At 69.3% G+C, this 12752-nt stretch carries 13 protein-coding genes; 3 read left to right on the top strand and 10 right to left on the bottom strand.

Translation table 11 applies throughout. From position 1 onward, the window contains the following. Window positions 1-23 precede the first annotated feature (23 nt). The gene (locus ACG00X_RS05795) at window positions 24-578 is read left to right on the top strand and encodes a flavodoxin family protein (protein WP_394487065.1); all 555 of its coding nucleotides are present in this window, start codon (window positions 24-26) and stop codon (window positions 576-578) included. Window positions 579-587: 9 nt separating this feature from the next. Here ACG00X_RS05795 and ACG00X_RS05790 read toward each other — a convergent pair whose 3' ends face one another. Both ACG00X_RS05790 and ACG00X_RS05785 read right to left on the bottom strand, forming a co-directional pair. Then, window positions 588-1790, bottom strand: a complete 1203-nt coding sequence (locus ACG00X_RS05790; protein WP_394487064.1) for a DUF1501 domain-containing protein — start codon at window positions 1788-1790, stop codon at window positions 588-590. 4 nt (window positions 1791-1794) lie between these two features. Then, entirely contained in the window at window positions 1795-3333 is a 1539-nt protein-coding gene (locus ACG00X_RS05785; RefSeq protein ID WP_394487063.1) for a DUF1800 domain-containing protein, read from the bottom strand. Window positions 3334-3613: 280 nt separating this feature from the next. On the opposite strand from ACG00X_RS05785, the gene ACG00X_RS05780 reads away from it, so the two are divergent. Continuing rightward, window positions 3614-4600, top strand: coding sequence for an intradiol ring-cleavage dioxygenase (locus ACG00X_RS05780; protein ID WP_394487062.1), 987 nt, complete (start codon window positions 3614-3616; stop codon window positions 4598-4600). A gap of 37 nt (window positions 4601-4637) precedes the next feature. On the opposite strand, the gene ACG00X_RS05775 is transcribed toward ACG00X_RS05780, so the two are convergent. Together ACG00X_RS05775 and ACG00X_RS05770 are read right to left on the bottom strand one after the other, a co-directional pair. Next, window positions 4638-5630 carry a sulfate ABC transporter substrate-binding protein gene (locus tag ACG00X_RS05775; RefSeq protein WP_394487061.1) on the bottom strand — a complete coding sequence of 331 codons (993 nt, stop codon included), beginning with the start codon at window positions 5628-5630 and terminating at the stop codon, window positions 4638-4640. Between the two features lie 72 nt (window positions 5631-5702). Then, on the bottom strand, window positions 5703-6677 hold the full coding sequence (locus tag ACG00X_RS05770; protein WP_394487060.1) for a CysB family HTH-type transcriptional regulator: 975 nt from the start codon (window positions 6675-6677) through the stop codon (window positions 5703-5705). Between the two features lie 119 nt (window positions 6678-6796). Here ACG00X_RS05770 and ACG00X_RS05765 point away from each other — a divergent pair, with 119 nt between their 5' ends. Further along, entirely contained in the window at window positions 6797-7678 is an 882-nt protein-coding gene (locus tag ACG00X_RS05765) for a dienelactone hydrolase family protein (RefSeq protein ID WP_394487059.1), read from the top strand. A gap of 83 nt (window positions 7679-7761) precedes the next feature. Here the strand turns inward: ACG00X_RS05765 and ACG00X_RS05760 are convergent, their stop codons facing one another. From ACG00X_RS05760 to cysW, 6 genes are all read right to left on the bottom strand, one after another. Continuing rightward, window positions 7762-8604 (bottom strand): hypothetical protein, encoded by an 843-nt coding sequence (locus ACG00X_RS05760; RefSeq protein WP_394487057.1) that lies wholly within the window; start codon window positions 8602-8604, stop codon window positions 7762-7764. Window positions 8605-9038: 434 nt separating this feature from the next. Next, window positions 9039-9626, bottom strand: coding sequence for an RBBP9/YdeN family alpha/beta hydrolase (locus tag ACG00X_RS05755; RefSeq protein WP_394487056.1), 588 nt, complete (start codon window positions 9624-9626; stop codon window positions 9039-9041). 10 nt (window positions 9627-9636) lie between these two features. Next, window positions 9637-9855: a TOBE domain-containing protein gene (locus ACG00X_RS05750; protein ID WP_394394681.1), complete on the bottom strand. Its 219-nt coding sequence runs from the start codon at window positions 9853-9855 to the stop codon at window positions 9637-9639. Window positions 9856-10226: 371 nt separating this feature from the next. Beyond that, a complete protein-coding gene (locus tag ACG00X_RS05745) occupies window positions 10227-10547 on the bottom strand; it encodes a hypothetical protein (protein ID WP_394487055.1) in 321 nt (106 codons plus the stop codon). Between the two features lie 121 nt (window positions 10548-10668). After that, complete coding sequence (locus tag ACG00X_RS05740) at window positions 10669-11727, bottom strand: sulfate/molybdate ABC transporter ATP-binding protein (protein WP_394487054.1); 1059 nt, start codon at window positions 11725-11727, stop codon at window positions 10669-10671. A 108-nt stretch (window positions 11728-11835) separates the two neighbouring features. Continuing rightward, complete coding sequence (gene cysW, locus ACG00X_RS05735; RefSeq protein WP_394487053.1) at window positions 11836-12723, bottom strand: sulfate ABC transporter permease subunit CysW; 888 nt, start codon at window positions 12721-12723, stop codon at window positions 11836-11838. Window positions 12724-12752: the final 29 nt, after the last annotated feature.

The raw sequence follows: 12752 nt of genomic DNA, 5'->3' as shown, positions 1-12752 counted from the left end.
ACCCCACCCCGAAAGGACTTTTCATGAGCAAGATCGTCGTCGTCTACCACTCCGGCTACGGCCACACCCAGAAGATCGCCGAGGCGGTGGCCGCCGGAGCCGGCGCCCAGCTGGCCGCCATCAACGCCGAAGGCGTGCTGGCCGACGCGGACTGGGCGGCGCTCAACGCGGCCGACGCCATCGTGTTCGGTTCGCCCACCTACATGGGCAACGTCAGCTGGCAGTTCAAGCGCTTCGCCGACGCCACGTCCAAGCCCTGGTTCACGCGCGCCTGGCAGGACAAGCTGGCCGCCGGCTTCACGAACTCCGCCTCGCTGAACGGCGACAAGGCCGGCACGCTGAGCTATCTGCAGACGCTGTCCAACCAGCACGGCATGCTGTGGATCAGCCTGGGCATGCCGCCGGCCAACAGCAAGGCCGCCACCCGCGCCGACGTCAACAACCTCGGCGGCTCGGGCGGCCTGCTGGCGGCCACGCCGTCGGACGCCTCCACCGCCGAAATGGTGGACGGTGACCTGGCCACGGCCAAGGCCTTCGGCGAGCGCATCAAGGCGGCCGTGGAGCGCGTGGCCCGCTGAGCGGCCGCGTCAGAGCAGGCCGGCGTCCCGCGCGCTGGCGCCGGGGAACACGGTGGCCAGCTGCGCGTTGCTCAGGCCGTACATGCGCTTGAACAGCCCGCCGAACAGCGCGCGGTACTCGTTGAGCACCGGATAGTCGCGGTTCTGGAACAGCGTGGCGGCCTTGAGCTCCACCTGTTCGCCGGCAACGCGGCCGCCCCGCACGCCACCGCCCAGCACCCAATAGGTGCTGCCGTGGCCGTGGTCGGTGCCGCGGTTGCCGTTCTCGCGGAAGGTGCGGCCGAACTCGCTGACGACGACGACGACGGTGTTGGCCCACTGCGGCCCCATCTCGTCGGCGAACAGCGCCAGGCCGCGGCCCAGCTCGCCCAGCCGTGTGGCGAGCTGGCCGGTGGCGCCACCCTGGCCGACGTGGGTGTCCCAACCGCCCACGTCGATGAAGCCCAGCGTCACGCGTTCGCGCATCAGCCGCGCCACGCGGCGTGCCTCCAGCGCGAAGCCCTTGGTGGCGATGGCGCCGCGGCTGGCGGCCTCCATCTCGCCGGCCATCTCCCGCGACACCTCGTCGCGCACCTCGAAGCCGCCGCTGACCGTGCTGGCCAGCCGCGTGTTGGCGTACATGCCGGCAATGGCCTGCGCCTGCGCGGCGCTGAGGCCCGGCTTGCCCAGCTCGCGCAGCGCCTGGTTGCCCACGGGCAGCTTGCCGCGCAGGATCAGCGGCACCTGGTCGGTGAAGGCCATGGCCTCCAGGCGCGAGCCCGCGCCCAGCACGCCGGCCAGGCGGTTCATGAAGCCGCTGCGGAAGTCGCGCGAGCCGTCGTCGGCCTGGCCCAGCTCGATGTGGTCCTGCGTCTCGAAATGGCTGCGCGTCGTGTCGTGGGTGCCGGCGAAAGGCACGAAGGCCGCCTGCCGCTTCAGCCACAGCGGGTGAAGGCTGTCGCCCAGCGCCGGGGCCAGGCCCCAGCCGGCGTCCAGCGGCAAGGCGGCGTCGCGCGGGATCGCGATGTTGGGCCGGGCTTCGTAATAGAAGCTCGACGACGTGGGCACCAGCAGGTTGGCCGCGTCGTAGGCGCCGCGCAGGAAGACGACCAGCAGCCGTGGCTGTGCCGCCGACGCGGCGGGCGTGGCGGCCCAGAGGCGGGTGGGCAGCGCGGCTGTGCCAAGGCCGGCGAGGCTGGCCAGGCCGAGCGGGAGCAGAGTGCGGCGTTTCATGGCTTCACCTGTGCATGAAATCGGGGGAGGCGAGCAGGTAGGTGTTCCATTCCTGCGGCGAAGTGGCCGTGCCGAGCGCCTGCTGCGTGGGCGCCGCCAGCCGGGGCGCGATGCCGTCGTAATACAGCGGGTTGGCGATCTGCGGGAAGGCCGGCCGGTCCTTGGGCTCGCCTTCCACCTTGAACAGCCCGGCGCTGCCGCTGCCGATGGCGCGCGCGATCTCGAAGCGCGTGGTCATCTGCCCGGGGCCTGCCCAGGCGCTCTCGTCCATCGCGTAGCCGTCGGGCGTTTGGCGGTTGTAGGGCGCCTGGCCCAGGCGGTAGAGCCAGCCGATCATGGGGGCCGTGTTCAGCACCACCTTGTCGGCGTAGGCCAGCCGCACGGCGGAGACGACGTAATGCGTCGGGTCCTTGAACTTGCGGCCCAGCGAGGCCTCGAACTCCGGCGCGGCGATCATGGCGCGCAACACCTCGGCGATGCTGCCGTCGCTCTGCTGCCAGCGCTCGGCCATGCGCCTGACCAGCGCCGGCGGCGGCTCGTCGGCCACGAAATACTGCGCCAGCTTGTGCGAGACGAAGCGGGCCGTGCTCGGGTGCCGGGCGAGCCGGTCGAGCACCTCGTCCAGCTCCGCATAGCCGCGGCCCTTGACGGTGATGCCCAGCAGCGTCTTGTCGCCGAAGTCGTGGCGGGCCGGGTTGAACTCGGTGAGGCCGTCGCGGCGGTATTGCGCCTCCTGCGCGGGCTTGAGCTTGGGGCGGTTGTCGCCCAGGTTCACGCCCAGCCCGGTGAGCACGCGGGCCAGCTCCTGCACGTCGCGCTGGCTGTAGCCGCCGCCCACGCCCAGGGTGTGCAGCTCCAGCAGCTCGCGGGCGTAGTTCTCGTTGATGCGGTTGGCGGCGTTCTGCTCGTTGTCCAGGTAGCGCAGCATGGCCGGGTGGTGGGCCGTGTAGCCCAGCAGCTCGCGGAACGACCCCAGCGAGCGTTCGCGCAGGCCTTGCTCGTAGTCGCCCACCATCGCGCGCAGGTTGTGCTTGAACTGGTGCACGTTGAAGTGGTTGAACCAGAACCACGTCATCTGCTCCTGCAGCTGGCGTGGCGAATACAGCGCGTTCAGCAGCTGGCGCGCGGACGCCTCGCGGGCCAGCCGTGTCATGGCCTGCTGGTAGGCCTTCTGTGCCTCGGCCTTGGCGGCATCGTCGGTGATGGCGTCGGCGGCCTTGCGCTGCGCTTCCATCTGCTGCACCAGCGGTACCAGCGGTTGTTGCGACACCGTCATCGCCTGGATCTGGGCCTGGGCGGCCTCCGGCAGGGCGGCGGCGGTTCGCGGCGTCAATTGCTCGGTGAGCCAGGCCTCACGGCCCTGGCGCCGAACGGCAGCCAGATCGGCGCTGCCGGCGCCCCAGGTGAGGCGGTCCAGCCAGAGGGCGTCCTGCGCGGCGCTGGTGGCGGTGCTGCGGGCAGCCGGCGTCTGTTGGGGTGTGCTGTGGCAGGCCGCGAGCAGCAGCAGGGTCGCGTACAGCGCGGCGCGGGGCAGGGCTTTCATCGGACGGGGCCTTTCGGGCAGGGCACGGGGCCAACGGTTCCCCAGGGCCCGGCGTTGACGCTGGCAGGCTAGCAGAAACCCGCTCCCGCGCTTGTCGGCCGGCCTGCGCGGTGCCGATGCACGCCGGGCGGCGCAGCGGCATGTGTCTGCCCGACACATTCTGCAGACACGGGCGATACCGCCCGCTGCGACATTGCCTGCCTTTGCCCGGTGCGGCCCGGTATGGCTTTGGCCCTGCCGGCGCTCCCGACACCTGCCAGACCTCGCAAGGACGCCCGACATGGCCAAGCCTCCTCCCTCCCCGGCAACGGCCGGGTCTCTGCCGCCCACCGGGCGGCGCCGCTTGCTGGGGGCTGCCGGCGGGCTGGGCGCTGCGTCGCTGCTCGGCTGTGCCGGCACGGGGCCTTCACCGGGCATGACACCCACGCCTGCCGACAGCGACCTGGCGCGGCTGGACCGGCTGCTGGCCGGCGGCCTGCCAGCCTGCCGCGTCGCGCCCACGGAAACCGAGGGGCCGTTCCCGCTGCGCGCCGCGCTGGCCGGCGCGGCGCTGCTGCGCGCCGACATCACCGAGGGCTGCCCTGGCGTGCCGCTCACCTTGCGCGTCAGGCTGGTCGACGTGAACAACGGCTGCCGGCCCATCGCGGGCGCCTGGGTCTATGTCTGGCACTGCGACCGCGACGGCCGCTACTCCGGCTACGACGGCATGGGCAACCCGGGCCAGTCCGGCCGCAGCTTCCTGCGGGGCGTGCAGCGCAGCGGCGCCGACGGCACGGTCAGCTTCACGACCATCTACCCGGGCTGGTACGAGGGGCGCATCACGCACATCCACTGCATGGCCTTCCTGGCCAGCGGCGCGCTGAAGAACGACAGCCCGTCCATGGCGACGACGCAGTTCGCCTTCCCCGACCGCGTGAATGCGGCCGTGTACGCGAGCCCGCTCTACGGCAAGGGGCCGAACACCTCGGTGCTGCGGCTCGAAGACGACGGCGTGTTCAGCGACGGCGCGGAGGCCGAGATGCTGACGGTGTTCGGCAGCGTCGAGGCCGGCTATGCGGCGGGCATCGTGGTGGGCGTGGACCCCACCGTGTCCAACCCCGTCGAGGCCGGGCCTCCGGGTGGTCCTTTCGGCGGCCCTCCCGGCGGCCCGCAGGGAGGGCCACTGGGCGGCCCGGGCCGGCGCCCGCCCATGCCGGGCGGCGCCATGCCGCTGCGGGGCGGGCCCGGGCCACGCGGTGGGTCGGGTGGGCGCGGTGGCGCGGGCTGAAGCCGCCGGCTGACCGCGCCGGTAGAAGTGGCGGAACTTACTTCGCGCCGGGCGTGTAGATCTTGTCGAAGGTGCCGCCGTCGTCGAAGTGCGCCTTCTGCACCTGGCGCCAGCTGCCGAACAGCTCGTCGATGGTGAACAGCTTCACCGGGCCGAAGGTCTTGGCGTACTTGGCCGCGACCTGGGCGTCACGCGGGCGGTAGTAGTTCTGCGCCGCGATCTCCTGGCCTTCCGGGCTGTAGAGGTATTCCAGGTAGGCCTGCGCCTGCTTGCGCGTGCCGCGCTTGTCGACGACCTTGTCCACCACGGCCACCGGCGGCTCGGCCAGGATGGAGATGCTCGGCGTGACGATCTCGAACTTGTCCGGGCCCAGCTCCTTGACGGCGAGGTAGGCCTCGTTCTCCCACGCAATCAGCACGTCGCCGATGCCGCGCTCGACGAAGGTCGTCGTCGCGCCGCGCGCGCCCGAGTCCAGCACCTTGGTGTTGGCGTAGATCTTCTTGACGAAGTCCTGCGCGGCCGCAGGCGTGCCGCCGCTCTTGATCGAATAGCCCCAGGCGGCCAGGTAGTTCCAGCGCGCACCGCCGCTGGTCTTGGGGTTGGGCGTGATGACCTCCACACCGGGGCGGATCAGGTCCGGCCAGTCCTTGATCAGCTTGGGGTTGCCCTTGCGCACGAGGAACACGATGGTCGACGTGTAGGGCGTCGAGTTGTGGGGCAGCTTCTTCTGCCAGTCGAGCGGCAGCAGCTTGATGTCGGCCAGCGCGTCGATGTCGTAGGCCAGGGCCAGCGTCACGACGTCTGCCTGCAGCCCGTCGATGACGGAGCGGGCCTGCTTGCCCGAGCCGCCGTGCGATGCCTTGATGCTCAGTGCCTCGCCCGTCTTGGTCTTCCAGTTGGCGGCGAAGGCCTTGTTGAAGTCCTGGTAGAGCTCGCGCGTCGGGTCGTAGGACACGTTGAGCAGCGTGGTGTCGGCAAGGGCGCCGGCAGCGGCAACGGTGAAGGTGAGGGCAGTGAGAAGTCGGCGCATGGCTGGGTGGTCGTGGAGGGCAGGGCGGGAAAAGAGGGTGTCGGGAGGGTCTTGGATGGAGCGGGGCCCGGGTCAGGCGGCCTTGAACCAGGGCTGGGCCGGCTCATCGCCATCGGCGGGCGCGGCGACGGCCTCGTGGCGCGCGGCGTCCACCACCTCGCGCTTGAGCGGTGACGCGAAGGTCTGGATGAACTCGTACACGTAGTCGCGCAGGTAGGCGCTGCGGCGCACGGCCAGTCGGGTCATGTTGTCTTCGAACAGGTGGCGGGCGTCGATGGCGCGCAGGTGGCGGTCGCGGTCCTCGTCGAACGCGATCGCCGCGACGATGCCCACGCCGAGGCCCAGCTCCACGTAGGTCTTGATGACGTCGGCGTCCATCGCGCTGAGCACGATGTGCGGCTGCAGCTGGGCGGCCGCGAAGGCGGCGTCGATGTGCGAGCGGCCGGTGTAGCCAGGCTCGTACGTGATGATGGGGAACTGCGCCAGCCGGGCCAGCGTCAACGGCCCTTCCTGCAGCGGGTGGCCGGGTGTGACGACGACCGAATGCGTCCAGCGGTAGCAGGGCAGGGCGATGAGTTCGGGGTACTCTGCCAGCGCCTCGGTGGCGATGCCCACGTCGGCCTCGCCGTCCAGCAGCAGCCGCGCGATCTGCTGCGGCGAGCCCTGCTGCAGGTGCAGGCTCACGTCGGGGTGGTGGGCGCGAAAGTCCCGCACGGCCGGCGGCAGTGCGTAGCGCGCCTGGCTGTGTGTGGCGGCGATGCGCAGCCGGCCGCTGCCGGCCTGGGCGAAGTCGTCCGCCGCGCGCTTCAGGTTCTCGGCTTCCAGCAGCAGCCGCTCGATGACTGGCAGCACCTGCTCGCCCGGCTCGGTCAGCCCCGTGAGCCGCTTGCCGACGCGCACGAACAGCTCGATGCCCAGCTCCTCCTCCAGCTCACGGATCTGGCGGCTCACCCCGGGCTGAGACGTGTGCAGGGCCTGCGCCACCTCGGTCAGGTTGAAGCCGCGGCGCTGGGCCTCGCGAACGGAACGGAGCTGCTGGAAGTTCATGCGGAGCGATTCTGTGAAGTGCCGCCGCTTCTGTCGTCGAACGAATCGCGATATCGATATGCGGTTCCTGATGGGTAGGGCCCCTACAGTCGGCCAGTCCCCGCATAAGGAGCTTTGTGATGACGAATCCGCGTGACATCCCCGCGCAGGCCTGGCCGCTGTTCGACCGCTATGTGCACGGAGACCTCAGCCGCCGCGGCTTTCTGGAGCAGGCGGCCACCTTTGCCGGCGGGCCGGCCGGCGCCGCCGCACTGCTGGCCGCGCTGAGCCCCGATTTCGCAGCCGCCCAGCAGGTCAAGCCCGACGACGCGCGCCTGGTGACGCGGCGCCAGGCCTTCCCGTCACCCGACGGCAACGGCGAGGTCAAGGGCTATCTGGCGCGGCCGGCCGGCGCCACGGGCAAGCTGCCGGCCGTGCTGGTCATCCACGAGAACCGTGGCCTGAACCCGCACATCGAGGACATCGCGCGCCGCGTCGCGCTGGCCGGCTACCTGGCCTATGCCCCTGATGCGTTGACCCCGCTGGGCGGCTACCCGGGCGATGAGGACAAGGCACGCGAACTGTTCGGCAAGCTCGACCCCGCCAAGGCCCGCGCCGACATCGTCGCCGGCGCGCGCGGCCTGATGACGCTGCCCGAGGCCAACGGCAAGCTGGGCGCCGTGGGCTTCTGCTGGGGCGGCGCGCTGGCCAACCATGTGGCCACGCAACTGCCCGAACTCGCCGTGGCCGTGCCCTTCTACGGCGGCGCCCCGGCCGCCGTCGACGTGCCCCGCATCAAGGCGCGTCTGCTGCTGCACTACGCCGGCAACGACGAACGCGTCAACGCCAGCTGGCCTGCCTACGAGACCGCACTCAAGGCAGCCGGCGTTCGCTACGAGCAATTCGTCTACGCCGGCACGCAGCACGGCTTCAACAACGACACGACGCCGAGGTTCGATGCGGCGTCGGCCAAGCTGGCGTGGGAGAGGACGTTGGGGGCGTTCAGGCAGATGCTGGGGTAGCGACAACAAAAAAGCCGGCGCAGGGCCGGCTTCGTACGTTGCTCAAGGTGCCCGGTAGGCGTCCTTGGCTTGAGGGTCTGGGTTCACGGCGTCGGCGTGCATGTGAAGACCGCAATCCCCACGTAGCCCGAATCACCTGCGATGACTCGGAACGGCGAGACGATGCGCAGCTGGTTGTTGGCGCCCGTAGCCGTCCCGATGACCATGCCCGCGCCACTTCCCAGATAGGCGCCAGCGATGGTGTAGGCATCCGGCGTTTGGAGTGTGCGGCCGTTGTAGGTCAGCGTGCCGCGGCTGTTGCCCGCCGTGATCGAGATGGTCACGTCCACCGTGGCGACGCTGTTCGCGAAGCTCAGGTTGGCCGTGCCCGTCGCGTTGGCGAAATAGGTGGTCGAGGTGCCGCTGACTTGGCTTGGCGACGTGAACTTGCCTTCATCGCACTTGTAGGTGCCGCTTGCAGGAAATGCGGTCGGCCTGTTGTAGACGACGTAGTGATAGGCACCGTTGGAAAACGACTCCAGTTGGGAGCTGCCGCTCGACGTTGTTGCGGTTCCCTTTCTCCAGCGACCCAAGGCGAAGTCGGCATCCCCCGCGACATCGGCCACGGCGCGCGCGGTCCCGGTCAACTGGTACGAATTCACGGTCACCACGCTGCCGTCGGCCAACTGTTCGGCTGTTTTCAAGACGCCAAACGACTGTTCACTCACGCCGGCAATATGGTAGGCCGGCGAGGAACCTTGGGCATAAGCAGTTGCCACGGCAGACGGCGTTGAGCCGCCGGTGCCGGTGGTCGGGGTTGGCGTTGGGGTGTTCGTGCCGACGCTTGAGTTGTCAGACGGGCTGCTGTCGCTGCCTCCGCCACCGCAAGCAGCAAGTGCCACGACCAGAGGCAGAGCCACGAGTACCTTCGTCATTTCGATGCGCATTTATTTACCTAATTTGAATCCGTCAAAATTTCTTGCATTTGACGAATTTAAATTTTCAAGGTGAATGCAATGCGTCTCGCGGTAATTTTTGGCGATTTGCTGGGGTGTTGCGGGGAATTTTTACCAGCTGGTCAACATGGCTTCACCTAGCCAAGCCCAGCTCAGTGGTGCGATGTCCTGGAGAACTGCGTGCCGTGCATTCGACCAGGTTCGAGTGTAATTCTTTGGCCAAACGATCGTGGATCGTGTCGCATTGCTGGTGGTTTTACTTTGTGATTATTTTGATGTCATTTATTTTATTGAATGGCGGGTTGGACAAGATATTTGAGTGCGGTAGTCGGCCCGCCAGCCCGCAAATCGCGCCGAAGAAAATCTTTTGCCAATTAATGATTTGGGTGGCTTTTCTTGAGAGATCTTGTTTCGTGCTGTCCGCACTAAATTGCAAACGCCCACTCCCTGAACTCCGCATGCCGCGGCCGGTGCTCCGCCGCGTGGCGGGCGCGGGCGGCGTCGACCCAGCTCTTGGCTGCCGGTAGCGGGCCGAAGCCGGCCTCGGCGTTGATGTGGCCCACGGCCCCGAGGTTGCTGTAGCTGGCGCCCCAGCGGTGCGCCCAGCGGGCGGCGCTGGCGGCGCTCATCCAGGGGTCATTGCTGCTGGCCAGCAGGCGCGAGCGGCGTGGCAGGCGGTGGTGGGGCAAGGCCTCGGCGAGGCCGAACTTGTCGGGCTCGGCCGGGGCGACGAACAGCGCTTCGCGGATGGGCGAGTCGGCATGCTCGGCGAGGTGGCGGGCCAGGGCCAGGCAGCCGAAGCTGTGGGCCACGGCCAGCCATTCGCCGTCACCTGCCACTTCCAGCGTGCGCTGGATGCGCTCGGCCCAACGCTCCAGCTCGGGCTTGCTCGGGTCGCGCTGCGTGACGCGGCGGGCGTCACGGTACTGGCCCTGCAGCCAGGTCTGCCAGTGCGCCGGGCCGCTGTCGTGCAGGCCGGGAATGATGAGGACACGTGGAGGCTTGTAGCTCATGGCCCGGCCCTCACAGCGTGGCGATGGAGACTTCCGTCGACTTCACGAGGGCGACGACTTCGCGGCCCACTTCGAGGCCGAGGTCCTTGACCGAACGCGTCGTGATGACGGAGGTGACGACGTCGCCGCTGCGTGTGATGACGTCCACCTCGGACACGACCGGGCCTTCGATGATTTCCTTGATGGTGCCGCGGAACTGGTTGCGGACGTTGATGGCGGTGATGGTCATGCGGGGCTCCGGCTGGGATGGGGAACCCAGTGTGTGAGCCCGGCTTCAGTCGCGGAACGAAGCAATCCGCAGCAGCGCATGCCGGCGCCGCATATCAGCCTTCATGGCGCAGCGGGCGACGCTTAAACCTAGATCCGGCAGTTGACCGCTCGCTACGCACCGAAACGCTGGCGGCATCAACGCCTGGCGTCTCCTGCGACGTTCACCACGTCGATGAGCAGCGCTGCAGGCCCGCTGGGCTGGAGCTTCGTGCCGCTGGCCGCGTTGCTTCTCCTCGTGGGCACGAGCCCACTTCGTCGTCGCGCCTTGCCAGCGACCCGCCTCGCCCGCCCCTCGGGCGCGCCCAACTGCCGGATCTAGGTTGAACTTGTTCAGGGCCGTCGGGGCTTGGCGGGCGTTTGCAGCAGCAGCTGGCAGTCGATGATGGCGCCGTCGAACGAGGGCTGGTCGATGCAGGCGTCGTAGGCCGGGTTGCCGGAGGTGGAGCTGGCGGCGAGGCCTGCGGCCGGCGCGTCGAAGCGCAGCGGCTCCGAGCTGCGGGCCTGCAGCGCCGCCGCGAATTCGGGCGGTTCGGCGTTGCGGGCGGCCTGTCGGGCGGGGGAGTCGTCCTGCGGTGAGCGCGTCAGCTGATAGGCGCCCACCAGGGCGATCGCGACGGCGAGGAGCAGGCGCTGCGAGGCGGGAAGTGACATGCTGGTCTCCCTGGGCAGGCGCGCCGGCTGGGGTTGCCGGCAGGCGCCTGCTCATAAGACGTCAGATTGCCCCGCGCCGATAGGGCGGCCGCGCGACAGCCGCCCACAACTTTGAGGAGGATCAGATGCCGGCGCCGGCCTCGAACAGGCTCAGTCGCGCGGCGCTGAGCTTCACGCGCTGCCCGCCCTGCAGGCGCAGCGCCTCGGCCTGGTCGCGGGTGAGTTCGGCTTCGAGCGGCTGGCCGTCGGGGCCGATCAGCTCGACGCGCGCGCTGGCGCCGAAGGACAGCACGCGCTCCACCGTGGCGGTCAGGCCGGGCGCGGATTCGTCGGTGACGATCTGCAGCTCGTGCGGCCGCGCGTAGGCCTGCACCTCGCCGGCACCATGCTGGCCGGCGTGCGGCAGCTGGTGTTCGCCGATGTGCAGCACGCCGTCGCGGGCCTGGCCGACGAAGCGGTTGACGGCGCCGAGAAAGCCGTAGACGAAGGGCGTGGCCGGGCGCTCGTACACCTCCTGCGGCGTGCCGACCTGTTCCACGCGGCCGTGGTCCATCAGCACGATGCGGTCGGCCACTTCCAGCGCTTCGTCCTGGTCGTGCGTGACGAAGATGCTGGTGATGTGCAGCTCGTCGTGCAGGCGGCGCAGCCAGCGGCGCAGTTCCTTGCGCACCTTGGCGTCGAGTGCGCCGAAGGGCTCGTCCAGCAGCAGCACGCGGGGCTCGACGGCCAGTGCGCGGGCGAGCGCGATGCGCTGGCGCTGGCCGCCCGAGAGCTGCGGCGGGAAGCGGTCGCCCAGCCAGTCCAGCTGCACGAGCTTGAGCAGTTCGGTGACGCGCTTCTTGATCTCGGCTTCGGGCAGGCGCTGCTTGCGGGGCTTCACGCGCAGGCCGAACGCGACGTTGTCGAACACCGTCATGTGGCGGAACAGCGCGTAGTGCTGGAACACGAAGCCGACCTGGCGTTCGCGCACATGCGTGTCGGACGCGTCCTGGCCGTCCAGCAGTACACGGCCCGCGTCGGCCTGCTCCAGCCCCGCGATGATGCGCAGCAGCGTGGTCTTGCCGCAGCCCGACGGGCCCAGCAGCGCGACGAGCTCGCCGGTCGGGAAGTCGAGGGACACGTCGCCCAGCGCCGTGAAGTTGCCGAAGCGCTTGTGGATGTTTTGGACCTGGATGCCCATCTGTTTACCCCTCGACTGGCGAGTACGCCAGCCGATCCCCCGAGGGGATGCGGGCCGGCTCGGGAGCGGCCCGGCGCTCGGCCCGCTCGAATTGATGACTGCGTCGAATCACGACGCTTCCTTGACGTTCGACTGGCTGGCGCGCCATTCGATGAATTGCTTGATCACCAGCGTCACCAGCGCCAGAAGCGCCAGCACGGAGGCGACGGCGAAGGCGGCGGAGAACTGGTATTCGTTGTAGAGGATCTCGACGTGCAGCGGCAGCGTGTTGGTCATGCCGCGGATGTGGCCGGAGACGACGGACACGGCGCCGAACTCGCCCATGGCCCGCGCGTTGCACAGGATGACGCCGTACAGCAGGCCCCACTTGATGTTGGGCAGCGTGACGCGGCGGAAGGTCTGCCAGCCGCTGGCGCCGAGCACGGTGGCGGCTTCTTCCTCGTCGCGGCCCTGGGCCTGCATGAGCGGAATCAGCTCGCGGGCGACGAAGGGGAAGGTGACGAACACGGTGGCCAGCACGATGCCCGGCACGGCGAAGATGATCTTCAGGTCGTGCGCCTGCAGCCAGGGGCCGAGCCAGCCCTGGGCACCGAACAACAGCACATACATCAGCCCCGCCACGACGGGCGACACCGAGAACGGCAGGTCGATCAGCGTGATCAGCAACTGCTTGCCGCGGAACTCGTGCTTGGCGATGAGCCAGGCGGCGCTGACGCCGAACACGAGGTTCAGCGGCACGGCGATGAAGGCGGCCGTCAGCGTGAGCTGGATGGCGGAGATGGTTTCCTCGTCGGCCAGCGCCGAGAAATAGAGGTCCCAGCCCTTGCGCAGCGCCTCGGTGAACACGGCCACCAGCGGCAGCAGCAGGAAGATGGCGAAGAAGCCCAGGCCCAGCGCCAGCAGCGCGAAGCGCACGGCCGGCGACTCTCGCGTGGCGGGGTTGTCCTCGTACTTGGCGCGGGCGCGCGGCGGGGCGAAGTGCAGCGCGGTGCTCATGCGGCCTCCTGACGGGCCGTCTCAGCGCA

This window comes from Pelomonas nitida (assembly GCF_043555975.1).
Taxonomy (GTDB): domain Bacteria; phylum Pseudomonadota; class Gammaproteobacteria; order Burkholderiales; family Burkholderiaceae_C; genus Pelomonas; species Pelomonas nitida.
This window is presented reverse-complemented; position numbering and strand designations above follow the sequence as displayed.

What these genes read in the sequence shown, in the direction of transcription:
- ACG00X_RS05790 (WP_394487064.1), bottom strand. Translation starts at nt 1,790, where the DNA reads ATGAAACGCCGCACTCTGCTCCCGCTCGGCCTGGCCAGCCTCGCCGGC.
- ACG00X_RS05740 (WP_394487054.1), bottom strand. Translation starts at nt 11,727, where the DNA reads ATGGGCATCCAGGTCCAAAACATCCACAAGCGCTTCGGCAACTTCACG.
- ACG00X_RS05765 (WP_394487059.1), top strand. Translation starts at nt 6,797, where the DNA reads ATGACGAATCCGCGTGACATCCCCGCGCAGGCCTGGCCGCTGTTCGAC.
- ACG00X_RS05755 (WP_394487056.1), bottom strand. Translation starts at nt 9,626, where the DNA reads ATGAGCTACAAGCCTCCACGTGTCCTCATCATTCCCGGCCTGCACGAC.
- ACG00X_RS05795 (WP_394487065.1), top strand. Translation starts at nt 24, where the DNA reads ATGAGCAAGATCGTCGTCGTCTACCACTCCGGCTACGGCCACACCCAG.
- ACG00X_RS05775 (WP_394487061.1), bottom strand. Translation starts at nt 5,630, where the DNA reads ATGCGCCGACTTCTCACTGCCCTCACCTTCACCGTTGCCGCTGCCGGC.
- ACG00X_RS05760 (WP_394487057.1), bottom strand. Translation starts at nt 8,604, where the DNA reads ATGCGCATCGAAATGACGAAGGTACTCGTGGCTCTGCCTCTGGTCGTG.
- ACG00X_RS05780 (WP_394487062.1), top strand. Translation starts at nt 3,614, where the DNA reads ATGGCCAAGCCTCCTCCCTCCCCGGCAACGGCCGGGTCTCTGCCGCCC.
- cysW (WP_394487053.1), bottom strand. Translation starts at nt 12,723, where the DNA reads ATGAGCACCGCGCTGCACTTCGCCCCGCCGCGCGCCCGCGCCAAGTAC.
- ACG00X_RS05750 (WP_394394681.1), bottom strand. Translation starts at nt 9,855, where the DNA reads ATGACCATCACCGCCATCAACGTCCGCAACCAGTTCCGCGGCACCATC.
- ACG00X_RS05770 (WP_394487060.1), bottom strand. Translation starts at nt 6,677, where the DNA reads ATGAACTTCCAGCAGCTCCGTTCCGTTCGCGAGGCCCAGCGCCGCGGC.
- ACG00X_RS05785 (WP_394487063.1), bottom strand. Translation starts at nt 3,333, where the DNA reads ATGAAAGCCCTGCCCCGCGCCGCGCTGTACGCGACCCTGCTGCTGCTC.
- ACG00X_RS05745 (WP_394487055.1), bottom strand. Translation starts at nt 10,547, where the DNA reads ATGTCACTTCCCGCCTCGCAGCGCCTGCTCCTCGCCGTCGCGATCGCC.